The organism is Salinivibrio sp. SS2 (genome assembly GCF_001722075.1).
In the GTDB taxonomy this organism is placed as follows: Bacteria; Pseudomonadota; Gammaproteobacteria; order Enterobacterales; family Vibrionaceae; genus Salinivibrio; species Salinivibrio proteolyticus.
In genome coordinates, this window is sequence record NZ_MEBP01000113.1 from 1 (window position 1) to 13,189 (window position 13,189).

The 13,189-nt window shown below is 48.0% G+C and carries 7 protein-coding genes and 2 pseudogenes; 2 read left to right on the forward strand and 7 right to left on the reverse strand.

All coding sequences use genetic code 11. From position 1 onward, the window contains the following. Positions 1–124: 124 nt before the first annotated feature. From BGK46_RS14320 to BGK46_RS14330, 3 genes and pseudogenes are all read right to left on the reverse strand, one after another. Positions 125–367, reverse strand: a pseudogene (locus BGK46_RS14320) (type VI secretion system contractile sheath small subunit); the annotation flags it as partial. Positions 368–991: 624 nt separating this feature from the next. Then, a complete protein-coding gene (locus BGK46_RS14325) occupies positions 992–1,861 on the reverse strand; it encodes a MalM family protein (RefSeq protein WP_084781485.1) in 870 nt (289 codons plus the stop codon). A gap of 68 nt (positions 1,862–1,929) precedes the next feature. Further along, the gene (locus BGK46_RS14330; RefSeq protein WP_069590359.1) at positions 1,930–3,201 is read right to left on the reverse strand and encodes a carbohydrate porin; all 1,272 of its coding nucleotides are present in this window, start codon (positions 3,199–3,201) and stop codon (positions 1,930–1,932) included. A 411-nt stretch (positions 3,202–3,612) separates the two neighbouring features. On the opposite strand from BGK46_RS14330, the gene glgX reads away from it, so the two are divergent. Beyond that, positions 3,613–5,574 (forward strand): glycogen debranching protein GlgX, encoded by a 1,962-nt coding sequence (glgX, locus tag BGK46_RS14335; RefSeq protein ID WP_069590361.1) that lies wholly within the window; start codon positions 3,613–3,615, stop codon positions 5,572–5,574. A gap of 104 nt (positions 5,575–5,678) precedes the next feature. Here glgX and malG read toward each other — a convergent pair whose 3' ends face one another. From malG to malE, 3 genes are all read right to left on the reverse strand, one after another. Further along, a complete protein-coding gene (malG, locus tag BGK46_RS14340) occupies positions 5,679–6,569 on the reverse strand; it encodes a maltose ABC transporter permease MalG (protein WP_069590363.1) in 891 nt (296 codons plus the stop codon). A 10-nt stretch (positions 6,570–6,579) separates the two neighbouring features. Then, the gene (malF, locus tag BGK46_RS14345) at positions 6,580–8,154 is read right to left on the reverse strand and encodes a maltose ABC transporter permease MalF (RefSeq protein WP_069590365.1); all 1,575 of its coding nucleotides are present in this window, start codon (positions 8,152–8,154) and stop codon (positions 6,580–6,582) included. A 63-nt stretch (positions 8,155–8,217) separates the two neighbouring features. Next, positions 8,218–9,399, reverse strand: a complete 1,182-nt coding sequence (malE, locus tag BGK46_RS14350; protein ID WP_069590367.1) for a maltose/maltodextrin ABC transporter substrate-binding protein MalE — start codon at positions 9,397–9,399, stop codon at positions 8,218–8,220. Between the two features lie 511 nt (positions 9,400–9,910). Between malE and malK the strand changes: the two genes are divergently transcribed. Next, positions 9,911–11,053: a maltose/maltodextrin ABC transporter ATP-binding protein MalK gene (gene malK / locus BGK46_RS14355; protein ID WP_069590369.1), complete on the forward strand. Its 1,143-nt coding sequence runs from the start codon at positions 9,911–9,913 to the stop codon at positions 11,051–11,053. Positions 11,054–11,224: 171 nt separating this feature from the next. Here malK and glgB read toward each other — a convergent pair. Continuing rightward, positions 11,225–13,078 (reverse strand): annotated as a pseudogene (glgB, locus tag BGK46_RS14360) (1,4-alpha-glucan branching protein GlgB); the annotation flags it as partial. Between the last annotated feature and the right edge of the window lie 111 nt (positions 13,079–13,189).

A 13,189-nucleotide genomic window follows, 5' to 3' on the forward strand; every position in this document is an offset into this window, starting at 1 on the left:
CCTTTCGGCCTGCTTCGACTTCCTTCAAGATCTTTACGATTTGTGTTTCTGTGTAGCGTGATTTTTTCATCATGCGTTCTCCGTTTGTTTCAGTGTAAACGGAAAACCTCTAATTGCTAATGACCAGTTTTTTGGGGAGGGTTACAGAAATACGTAAGTCGCTCTCACGCATTACGTCTTCAAAATTGTTTTTGTCAACCGAGACAGTCGAACGCTCTTCAACGGGTGTATCTTCTGTTTGACCTTTAAAGTCACCTACCACTAAAGTTTTTAGAGGCAATTCGATTTCAGCTTGCTGATCACCTGTCGCCGGTACGTATTTGATATTTATACGCTCTTTTGGCGCAACACTTCCTTCTTTGGACACTTTGAACCCTCGATACCTTCACCAAAAAGACAACATGACTCAGTGCCCTAGAAACGCACCGGCCAATGTTAACACTGTGTTACTGCTGAAAGGTGTTATCTACTACCTATCAACGGCGGCTCAGCATACCGAACAGAAAGTTAGACATTAATTAAAGATCTTCGTTTATGGAGGAGTACCACATTTTTAATTTTTTGGTATTTAAAAGAACACAGAGATGACAAATTGACACTGGCCTGACAGAGGGAAATGTTATTGGTACGTTAGCGAGTAAATACTCTATATTAAAATCAATAAGTTAGCACTATATATTGACTTATCAATCTTAATTACATGTATTTTATACGGGTATTTAATATCGGCTGGACATGTAATTGAGGAGATACTAAAGAATCATTTAGGATTTTTTAGTTTATGATTTCACGATATTTTTGGTTAGTTGTCAGTTAATCAGTGATGGTGTCCCAAACAACTCACTATTTATATTCACTACGTTTCATTAGTTAGCTTTTGTCCAACTAAGAAAAGAGAAGAATGAATGTAAATCATATTGATGTCATTTGTGATGCTAGTCCAAAATTTTCAGTTTAAAACTGCAATACCGTACTGCTTTTTGATTAAAGCTTATTGTGTAACGCTGAGCTGCTTTTCTATTAGCTCAATAAAAATCTTATCGGCACCTTCTATTTTCAATGCCTTGGCTTCGTTGAGTAAGGCCATTGCTTTGCTGATGTCCTTTTCACTGATGGCCGCGGCTATCGCTTGTTTATAAAAGTCCACGGTTTCCTTCTGAGCTTCGGGCTGTTTGACCCCTTGTGGTGTTACAGAGTCACTCACGCTTGTATTGTCACTGGATAGGACGGTCGCATACTCCTTGGTTACCACTGTGACGGATACTTGACCAGTCGGCGCATAACGGTAGGTCGGATCGGTCACCATCGGCATTGGCTCACCTAACTCCTGAGCACGCAGCTTCGCCGGGTGTGGCAAAGTAATCTTATGACCGAGAGTCGTCGCATTGGTGTACATGACCATATAGCGCGCTCCCTCGGAATCGAAAGATCCTGACAATTGAGAGGAATCAAGCAAGTTAGCCGTTTGCGGCGTAAACGTATCCGCTCCCAGTGTTTTGATCACCTGATAATGCTTATCCAATAGCAAGACTCGCGGCACGAAGACACGGCCATGCTGCATGACACTCTTTACGCTAATCTGAGCACGCGCGGTCCGATCGTTAAAACGAAATGCTTGGGTGTAACTCTTACCCTCTGAAAATGAAAACACCTCCGATTGAGGGCCAAGCGATACTGTCAATGTCTCATTCTCTTTCAACTGGACGTAAGGTAATTGCTGGAATGTCGCGCAACAGGCTTCACGATTAGGGGCGACAGGCAGCTCTTCCGGCAAGTTAGACGCACACCCGACCAGCCAAACCGCGGAACTGACTGCAAGCGCCATTTTAAAGCGCTGATAATTTCTCATTATATTTGTCATTGACTCTATCCTAAAAAGGCGGCCGTCTCGGCCGCCTCGTTATAACGCTGATATTACTAACGCATTGGTTAGAACCAAATTTCGGTATGCACACCAATCACGGTTTCGTCATCACTATTATCGATGCCGATTTGGCCACCGCTGGCCTTATCATCAGCTTTGATATAGCTGATATAAGGCTTGATTTGAGGACGGCCGAAGAAGTCTGCATTCACAGTCAAAGGCACAGCCACTTCAACGTTCCAAATATCGCTTTCCACGGCATCGCCTGAACGTCCCCAATAGCCATCAGCCCCTTCTTCATGGCCATAAGACAAGGTGGTCTCGAGACGCATGTTCTCATTGACTTTATAAGAAGGACGTACGGCCGCAATGTAACGTTTTAGGTCATCCGCGCCGAACAACTGATCGAGTGCAGCAAAATAGGTAAGCTCTGATCCCATTTGCCAATTGTCGGAAATATTCATCACCCCGTAAGAGGTTAAGAAGATCGACTCTTGATTTTCATCGCCGCCAGACCAGCCGCCAAAGTTGACACCACGGTTTTGCGCCACACCTTTACCATAAGCGATGGCCGTTTGAGTCCAGCCGTCCATGCCGTAATAGCTAGAGTTAAGGGTGATCGCAGCACCAAAGCCATCATCAGAGTTACTGTCTTTGTTCGCCTGCTCCATGTATTTAAAATCAAAGTCTAGGCTACCGATCCCTACATCCACACCATAGTAATAAAGATCATAAGAAGTGAGTGTGGTGCGGTCATCACTGCGCGACACTTCGCCAGCATCTGGATCAGCGACAACGATAGCAGCACCGGCGGTATGACCATTCAATTTGGTTTGTAAGCCTGCGCCTACCCCAGATGACTGCTTCCAATATTCACCTGACAGTAAGCCAGCCGCACGGTTCAGATAACGCTGACCACCCCAAATAGAGGTATCCTTACCCATAAAGGACAGGCCACCTAATTCGACATACGCTTCCTTGACTTCAAATTGGGCTTCGTCGTTTTTCTTTTGACTACCTGATGAGGTATAAGCGTAAGAGTTACCGTTACCGTATTCAGAGCGGACAACATAGTCAGCCCATGCACCGTTGTCGTAAGTGGAATGTTTTTTAACCGTAAACTCAACTTGGTTTGTACTCTGACCATGAGTACCGGCAGTTTTGTAGTCAGGTCTACCGAATTCCGTGTCGACTGTTTCACCATCAACCATACGGAAATTCATTGAGCCATAGCCGTGAACTTCCCAGCCATCATTTTTGTCCGCATTGTCAGCCAATGCGACACCAGAAGCTAAAGCTGTAGCCACTGCAGCGGCGAGTAAACTTACCTTTCTCATACCTTACTCCATTAGGACTGTTGTTAAACTGCATCATGAGATCACCGGCAGTAGGAAAGTGAGCACATCATGCATGGGCATTGCCCTTTTTTGTGTTAGAAACATCCTATGCTTCCCACTTTTTCTGCGCGTCATCCGTAACGGAAAATATGGGGGGAGGAGCCTTAAGGAGGAGTAAGAGGAAAGAATGTAATTTAGTCGATCTATCTCACTAAAACACGGCGTAAAACGTTATTTACTTTCTTGATCACCCCCCTACAAAACGCTATATGGATCACTATTAACAGTTTTATTCCTATTAACAAGAAAGTGAATTACAGCAGAATCGATATTAAGAACTGTGAGCCTAGATTGAATTTATTTTGTGGGGGAGGTGTAATAGTGTTTCTTCTTAATTAGATGGTGTTGTTTATGTCTCTCTGCCATCCGGCACCCTATACCTTAGGCGCTCAATTATCCGATCAGGGCTGCCGCTTTAGCTTATATGCGCCTGATCGTGACGCTGTCACCCTACTGCTTTGGCAACGTAGTCACCAACCTACCCGTATTCATATGCAAGAATACAAGCTGGGCTATTGGACTGCGTATGTTCCGCACGTAAAAGCAGGCGACACTTATAGCTATGAAGTTCTGATTAACGGACAAGCGTGGTGCATTGCCGACCCCTATGCACAAGCCGTTGTCGGCCCAGTGCAATATCAGCCACCGTATACACCCAATCAAAGCTACAGTTTGGCGCGATGCCAAGTCGTCGATCATCAATTTGATTGGCAGGAGGTTTCACGCCCTGCACATACAATGAGCGAAACCGTCATTTTCGAAACACACGTTAAGGGGCTCACGCAGTTGCATCCCAATGTGGAAGAGCGCGCGCGTGGACGTTATCTCGGCTTAATAGCGCCCGACATGCTGCGCTTTTATCAGGACAACCAGATTAATTGCATTCAACTTTTGCCGATTGCTACTTGTTTACCTGAACCACATTTACTGAGCCAGCAAAAAACCAATTATTGGGGCTACAATCCCTACTTATGGATGGCACCGGATCCTCGTTACGCGCACCATGATGCAGTGACTGAACTTAAAACGGCGATTCGAGAGCTGCACCGACACGATATTGAAGTCATCCTAGATGTGGTATTCAATCATACGGCAGAGGGGGGAGATGGCGGGCCTATCCTGCATTTCAAAGCGTTAGATCACGCCATGTATTTGCATGATAAACATCAACTCGTCAATTACACTGGCTGCGGTAATACCCTAGACATGCGCCATCCTGCCGCGATTACCGCGGTATTAGACAGTTTGCGCCTGTGGGTCACTCACTACCAAGTTGACGGCTTTCGCTTTGATCTGGCCGCGACACTGGGCCGAGAAGGTGAGCAGTTCAACCCACACGCTGCGTTTTTTACCGCATTGGCACAAGACCCTGTGCTCTCTCAAGTTAAGCTTATTGCAGAGCCTTGGGATATCGGTCCAAATGGCTATCAATTGGGACAGTTCCCTTCCAATTGGTCGGAGTGTAACGACAAAATTCGGGATACTACCCGTAGTCTATGGCGCGGTGAAAAACATATTCTGCAAGATTTTGCGACGCGATTAATGGGCTCGCGCGATCGATTCAGTGCCGCCCATTGGCCCGATCACTTGTCAGTCAATTACCTGACCTATCACGATGGGTTCACTCTACAAGATGTGGTCAGTTACGCCCAGCGGCATAATCACGCCAACGGTGAAAATAATCGTGACGGACACGGTGATAATCGTTCGGCTAACTATGGTATCGAGGGCCCAACACAGGATCCGGCAATTATTGCGGTGCGCGAGCGACAAAAGCGCAACCTTATCGCCAGTGTTCTCTTTGCCTTTGGCGTCCCTCACCTCCTGACGGCGGATTTACTGGCTCACTCCCAACAGGGTAACAACAACGCTTACTGTCAAGACAATCCAATCAGTTGGTTGAACTGGGATAACCTCGAATCGTCAATGCCTTGGGCAAATTGGCTGTCCACCATGATCACGCGTCGCCAAGCCATTATGCCCGCATTTATCGATGCATTTAGCGGCCGAAAGCGCCATCAAAACCGTATTCGTTGGCGACATCCCGATGGTAACGCGATTCAACCGAATGATTGGCCAAACTTGTGCGCTGTTGTTTGCCATATCGAAATCGGTCAACATCATCGCCATGCGGGCGCTCAGTTACTGTATTGTTTCAACGTCAGCGATCAGCCGTTATCTTTTTCCCTCCCCGACGACAAGTCATGGCAGACGGTGTGTGTCACCGAAGAGGACGACACCGCCACGCGAACGGTCACATCATCATTCACTCTGGCGGCCAAAAGCCTCAGCATACTCACCAATCACGCTTAACCGCGTCATCCACATAATAACTATTCGCATCAACAGTATTCACATAAAAAAGGCAACCTCATCAAGGTTGCCTTTCTTCTAGGTCATTGACTGACTTAACCGCGTTAGCCTTTCACGCCACCAGCGGTCAAGCCACCGACTAACCAACGTTGCGCGAGTAAGAATACCGCAGTAATTGGGAAAGCCGATAAGACAGCTGCCGCGGCGAAATCGCCCCATAAATAGTTTTGTGGATACAAATACTGTTGCATGCCGACAGCGAGTGTATATGAATCCACATCAGACAACAGCAACGAAGCAACTGGCACTTCACCTACCGCGAAGATAAACGACAAGATGAAGACCACGGCAAGAATCGGCACTGACAATGGCAGCAATACCATACGGAATGCTTGCCATGGCGTCGCACCATCCAATGCAGCCGCTTCCTCCAAAGAACCATCAATGCTTTCAAAATACCCTTTGATGGTCCACACATGCAGGGCAATACCGCCGAGATACGCAAAGATCAAACCGCCGTGGGTGTTGAGCCCTAAAAACGGAATGTAGTTACCCAACTTGTCGAAGAGTGCGTAAATCGCCACCAACGCGAGTACTGCAGGAAACATTTGAAAAATCATCATCGCTTTCAAAATGGTTTCCTTGCCTTTAAAACGCATCCGGGCAAAGGCATAAGCTGACGTCGTTGATAACGCAACAATCAAAAGTGACGTTACGCCCGCGACTTTCACTGAATTCCACAGCCATAATAGAACCGGGAATGGCGGCGGTGTCACCGAGCCATCAGGATTAGTGACAGGGAAGCCGAGTGCCAGCTTCCAATGCTCAAGAGACGGGTTTTCCGGAATCAAACTCCCGGTCGCAAAGTTACCTTCTCGGAACGAGATTGCGATAATCATCAACAAGGGGAAGATAATCAGCGAGAGAAAGCAGCACAGACCTATATGCGTCGCCCACACTCGGTATTTTAATGATTTTCCTTGAACCATAGCCATGAGAGACTCCTTAGCTTTCTGTCACTTTGGTAAGACGCAGGTTAATCAAGGCGAGCGCACCCACCAGCAAGAAGATCAATGTTGCGACTGCACTGGCGAGGCCGAAGTCTTGGCCGCCACCACCTTCGAATGCAATCCGATAGGTATAGCTGACCAGCAAGTCGGTATAGCCCGCCGGCTCTGTGGTACCAATCATGTTCGGACCACCTTCTGTCAACAGCATAATCATTACGAAGTTATTGAAGTTGAATGCAAAACTGGCGATGAGCAACGGCATTAGGGGCTTGATCATCAGCGGCAACGTAATCCGCGTAAAGTTTTGAATAAAGTTAGCGCCATCGATAGCAGAGGCTTCATAAAGATCATCCGGTATGGCTTTTAATAAACCCATACACAAGATCATCATGTAAGGGAAACCTAACCAGGTATTCACCAACACCACCATCACACGTGCCAGGAATGGATCATCAAACCAATTGGGACTGATACCAAATAAGGCTTCAAGTACCATATTGATTTCACCAAAACTTTGGTTGAATAACCCTCGGAAAATAAGAATGGAAATAAACGCAGGTACCGCATAAGGTAGAATGAGTAACACGCGATAAATTGCACGGCCTTTTAATTCTTCCCATTGAACGACATTGGCAAGAATAAGCCCAATAATTAACGTGAACACTACCGTTAATAGCGAGAATACAATCGTCCAAATAAAGATACCAATAAACGGTTCTTTTATCCCATCATCGGTCCAAACACGCTCGAAGTTGTCCGTACCAATTTGCACCACATAACCCGGAGCCACCGTATCACCGATAAATTGACCGGCCTCATCAATCGGTTGATAAAAACCAATTTCATCATTTGGCTTCAACGTATCGCCGGTTTTATTATTAATCAGCGCACGGCCATCATCTTGTAAGGTATACAGCGGTTGTTCTGCGGCAAACTTACGCAGCCCGCTCATACGGATGGTATCGCCATTCGGGAACTGAACATCCACCTGACTTAAGGTATCGCGGTTTTTGATCACATCGCGTAGCGTCGCTTTTTCACCCGACAGGCTTTCCACCGGCGAAAGCGCTAACGTTTTGTTCGACATCGACGCCATATCAAACGGCGCGGTCGCAAAGCGCTCACCCGCTTTATCAATCACTAAACGGGTACCTGATGGAGTTTGATACAGAGCAAACGGATAGCTCTGCCCACTTTGAAAAGTACGCTCAAGTAATACCGATTGCGCGCGCTCGAAAGACAGCTGGTTTTTAGCACTATAGTTGGTAAGAGAGAGGCCCACGGTATATACCAAGGGAAAAATGATAAAGAGGATCATCCCAGCAATACCTGGATAGATATATCGCTGAGCATACATCTTCTTATTACCAAAAATGTATAAGGCTAGCGCGGTTAGCACCACAGTTAGCATTGCAAACGCAGTTTCACCACGCGAATACATAAGTATGGTGGCGTAACCATTGATGATCGCCACAGTCGCCAACAACGCCCATTTAATGAACGCTTTTGAGCTACTTGGCAAGAAAGAGCCTGACGTTGTCATAGCTGGAGAACCTTGAACTGACTGCATAAGGAACGCTACTCACATTGTTCGGGAACTGTGCGGGGAGGCTGCCCTCCCCGCAGATAGAGCTTATTTCAGCATTTGTTTTTCTGCATCGTTAAGCGCATCGTCGATGGATTGACGGTCGCCAACCACATTAACAACGGCGTTTTTCGCAGCGCCCCAAAATGCTGTCATTTGAGGAATGTTTGGCATCACCTCACCATGCTTCGCATTCTCCATGGTTGCTGCAATACGGCTGTCTTTCGCCAATTGAGCTTGATAAGAATTCAGCGCAACCGCCCCTAAGGGTTTATCGGCATTGATGGTGGATAGGCCGTCATCAGTCAACACATAGTTTTCTAGGAACTCAACCGCGAGGTCTTTATTCGGTGATGCGGTGCTAATGCCTGCACTGAGCACACCGACGAACGGCTTAGACGCTTCGCCTTGGAAGGTTGGCAGTGTTGTCACGCCATAGTTAATGCCGGATTTCTCGATATTACCCCACGACCATGGACCATTGATGGTCATTGCCGTGTCGCCTTGGTTGAACGACGATTCAGAAACGGAATAATCCATATCAGACGAAATCACGCCATCTTTTACCATGTGCTTAATAAAGCCCAGTGCGTCGTGAACACCTTGCTTGTTGATGCCGACATCTTTGACATCATAACCTGTGGCTGTTTGTTTAAAGGCATACCCACCATCAGCCGCCATCAATGGCCAAGTGAAGTAAGGTTCTTTAAGGTTCCACATGATAGCGGTTTTACCTTGTTCACTGAGCTTGCTGTTCAGCTTCGCCACTTCTTCCCAGGTTTTAGGTGGTGTAGGGACCAAATCTTTGTTGTAAATCAGTGATAGAGATTCCACGGCAATAGGGTAACCCACGTACTTGCCTTTGTATTTCACTGCGTCCCATGCAAAATCAACCATCCCGTCTTTCAAACGCGCAGAGGGTTTAATTTCTGCCAATAGACCCGACTCGGCATAGCCACCGAAACGGTCATGCGCCCAAAACACGATGTCTGGACCATCGCCGGTTGACGCTGTTTGTGGGAATTTATCTTGCAAGCCATCAGGGTGAGCCACAGTTACCGGAATACCCGTGTCTTGTTCAAAACGTTTTCCAACTTCAGCAAGTCCGTTATAGCCTTTGTCACCGTTAATCCAAATAGTGAGCTGGCCTTCTTCGATACTCGCCTGTGCCCCAAATGAGCCGAGAGCAATAAGGGTTCCGAGGGCAACAGCACTGAGTGATTTCTTCATCTTTCTATCCTTCTTCTACTGAGGTGTAGCACGATTCCTTGGCGGATGAGCTGTATTTCACGGTCTATCATGGTTAATTCACCGCAATTCCTCATCATCCCGTCCTCTACGCCCTACGCCACTGCGAGCGAATTCGTGATCCATATCGCTCGCCGCCGATGATGCGGCTCACAAAAATAAACCTAACGTGATCAAGTTCAACTAATTGGCTGATAATTTTGTGACGTACGCCCTCAAATTAGTTTGGGGAGTAGTTCATCCTCCTCCCCGTCTACTCCCCCTGTAATAATTCTGCTTGGGAGGATGTATGACTGCCGTGATTCGCCCAAACTGAATACCATCAAAAAAGCATTGGTGAGCAATCACACGATATGCTTAAGCTTTAACCCGTTAACTATTCAACAAATAGGTTAACGGTTATTTAGGTCTTAAGTGACGTGCGATGAAATAACGCAAACACCTATAATGCGTATTAAGCCGAATTAATGAAAAGCGATTGAGGGCGAGCGACATGGCAAGTGTCACGTTTAAAAACGTTTGTAAAGCGTATGACGACGATGTAATGATTTCTAAGAACGTTGACCTAGAGATTAAAGACGGTGAGTTTGTCGTCTTTGTCGGACCTTCCGGTTGCGGTAAATCTACATTACTGCGCTGCGTTGCAGGCTTAGAGGATATTACCTCAGGTGATTTATATATCGATGACCAACGGATTAACGATGTTGAGCCATCCAAGCGCGGTGTGGGGATGGTCTTCCAATCTTACGCGCTATATCCCCACCTTAACCTGTATGACAACATGTCATTCGGTCTGAAATTAGCCAAAGCTAACAAAGCAGAAATAGATAAACGCGTCCATCACGCGGCAGAGATCTTGCAGCTTGGTCACTTGTTGGATAGACAGCCAAAATCACTGTCGGGTGGACAACGTCAACGTGTGGCTATCGGCCGTACTCTGGTTTCACAGCCAAAAGTGTTCTTGCTGGATGAACCGCTTTCTAACCTTGATGCCGCGTTGCGGGTGCAAATGCGCGCGCAAATTACCAAGCTCCAACGTCAGCTGGGCTGTACCATGATTTATGTCACCCACGATCAAATCGAAGCCATGACCATGGCCGATAAAATCGTGGTCTTGGATGAAGGGCGAGTCGCACAAGTTGGCCGACCACTCGAGCTCTACCATTATCCTAAAAACCGCTTTGTCGCTGGCTTTATCGGCTCACCTAAAATGAACTTTATGAGCGTGTTTATTGATGATGTCGAAGCCGAACGCGTTAAAGTGCAAATGAGCAATGGCACCACGTTCTGGATCCCCGTCGATGGCACCACAGTGACACGAGGCGATCGCATGTCACTCGGCATTCGTCCCGAGCATTTGCTAGCGGCGAAAGACGGTGATGCTGTGATTGAAGGCGAAGCTACTATCGTTGAAAAGCTCGGTAACGAGACACAAATTTATATTAGCCTCGACAGTGCCGATGCGGATGTCATTTACCGTCAATTGGATACGGTTGAAATCGAAGCCGGAGACAAATACGCGATTGGTATTCCTGCACACCGTTGCCATTTGTTCCACAGCGATGGCCGTGCCTGTAAACGCCTGCACCGTGAAAACGGGGTAATTTTTGAAGAAGAGGCGGAACAAGTCGCCTAATCACATCCTCCTTACCAAGGCCGCTCTCTTAGCGGCCTTTTTGATCCCGCTGGCTGCCAAAGACCCTCTCCTTGAGACAAGCAATCGCGATTGACAGGCACGTTCGACAGGCTCAAAAAAAGCGCCTCTCCGGGCGCTTTAGCTCAATTCATTGCCGATACAGACGATGTATCACCCCTCCCACCGATAGAACACGGTCGCTAATGGCGGTAACGTCAGTGATAATGATTGTGCTTGTCCATGAGCCGCGGTGTTTTGCGTATCGATCTCCGCGGGCAATGGATAGCCGCTCCCCCAGAATGCCGCATCATCGGTATTCAGCAGCAGAGAATAATGTCCGGCATGGGGCATCCCCAAGATAAACGAGTCACGCGGTACCGGTGTAAAGTTACTGACCACCAGCACACGCTGCCCATCATCGCTGATCCGCTCATGAGCAATCACGCTCAACGCGTGGGCATCTTGTAAACGCCACTCAAATCCAGCGGGATCGCAATCGAGTCGATAAAGCGCAGGCGTTGAGGTATACAAGTGATTGAGGGCCTTCACCAGCGACTTCACGCCCTGATGCCGTGGATATTCCAACCAATGCCACTCCAGTTGACCATCATGATCCCACTCGGCGGTTTGGCCAATTTCCGTACCCATAAAGTTCAGCTTTTTCCCAGGCTGACCGTACATGTACCCCAAATATGCGCGTAAATTTGCCGTTTGCTGCCACTCATCTCCCGGCATTTTGTTAAGTAGGGCGCCTTTGCCGTACACCACTTCGTCATGCGACAGTGAGAGTACATAGTTTTCACTGAAGGCGTATACCAACGGAAAAGTCAGCGTGTCGTGATGATATTGGCGATGGATGGGCGCTTCACGAATATAGCTCAAGCTGTCATGCATCCAGCCCATGTTCCACTTAAAGCCAAACCCGAGTCCGCCTAAGTAGGTAGGCGCAGACACGCCGGGAAAAGCGGTAGACTCTTCGGCAATCGTCATCGCATTCGGGAAACGTTGGTAAATGGCTTCATTCACCCATTTCAAGGTCGCAATCGCATCATAGTTTTCGCGCCCCCCATCGGGGTTCGGTAGCCATTGATCGTGCGAACGCGAGTAATCGAGGTAAAGCATCGACGCCACCGCATCGACGCGTAACCCATCAATATGGAAATAATCCAGCCAATACAGCGCGTTGCTGACCAGAAAACGACGGACATGTTCTTTACCCATGTCGTAGATATGGCATTGCCAATCATTATGCCACCCGCGGCGCGGATCGGGGTCATGATAAAGCGGCGTGCCGTCGAAATAGGCTAAGCCATGATCGTCACTCGGAAAATGCCCGGGCACCCAGTCCAAGATCACGCCAATCCCTGCTTGGTGACACTGATCAACAAAATACTTAAAGTCATCCGGCGAGCCATAACGACTCGTCGGTGCAAACAAACCAACCGGTTGATAGCCCCACGAGCCATAAAATGGATGCTCACTGACCGGCATCAACTCGACATGGGTATACCCCATTTCGACTAAATAGGGCACCAGTCGCGCCGCCAACTCACGATAGCCCAGCGGATTTCCCGTCTCGTCATGCTGCCAAGAACCGATATGTAACTCATAAAAAGACAAGGCTTGTTGGTGCTTGGCGGTAACAGGCCGCGTCTGCCAAGCCGCATCTTGCCATTGGTAAGCCTGATGGTCGTAGGTTAACGACGCAAACGAAGGGTATTGCTCCGCATAAGCACCGAACGGATCTGCCTTGTGAGGCAGTGAATGCCCATCGGGCCCGGTGAGCGCGTACTTGTAGCGACAATCCGCGCCCAAGCTAGGCACAAAGCCCACCCAGTAGCCGTCATCGAGTCGCGTCAGTGGATCAGCCTCTGACTGCCAATGATTCCAATCACCAATGACACTGACAGAACGCGCGTTTGGGGCATAAACCAGAAAACGGACGCCTTTGATGGGCGTTCCATTAACCGGAAGTGTCATTAGCTTGGCCCCCATCTGATGATAGGCCTGATGAGGATCGGATAGATGCGCAGCATTAAGCGCATAGTCGTCCGCAGCGATGGTGCCATGCGGCTTAGGATTAGTGGTGTCAGGCACGGTTGTCTCCTTATCAAAAAACGCCCTACCCCTGAGGTG

Coding starts and splice junctions, on each gene's coding strand:
- BGK46_RS14325 (WP_084781485.1), bottom strand. CDS start 1,861: ATGACAAATATAATGAGAAATTATCAGCGCTTTAAAATGGCGCTTGCA.
- BGK46_RS14330 (WP_069590359.1), bottom strand. CDS start 3,201: ATGAGAAAGGTAAGTTTACTCGCCGCTGCAGTGGCTACAGCTTTAGCT.
- glgX (WP_069590361.1), top strand. CDS start 3,613: ATGTCTCTCTGCCATCCGGCACCCTATACCTTAGGCGCTCAATTATCC.
- malG (WP_069590363.1), bottom strand. CDS start 6,569: ATGGCTATGGTTCAAGGAAAATCATTAAAATACCGAGTGTGGGCGACG.
- malF (WP_069590365.1), bottom strand. CDS start 8,154: ATGCAGTCAGTTCAAGGTTCTCCAGCTATGACAACGTCAGGCTCTTTC.
- malE (WP_069590367.1), bottom strand. CDS start 9,399: ATGAAGAAATCACTCAGTGCTGTTGCCCTCGGAACCCTTATTGCTCTC.
- malK (WP_069590369.1), top strand. CDS start 9,911: ATGGCAAGTGTCACGTTTAAAAACGTTTGTAAAGCGTATGACGACGAT.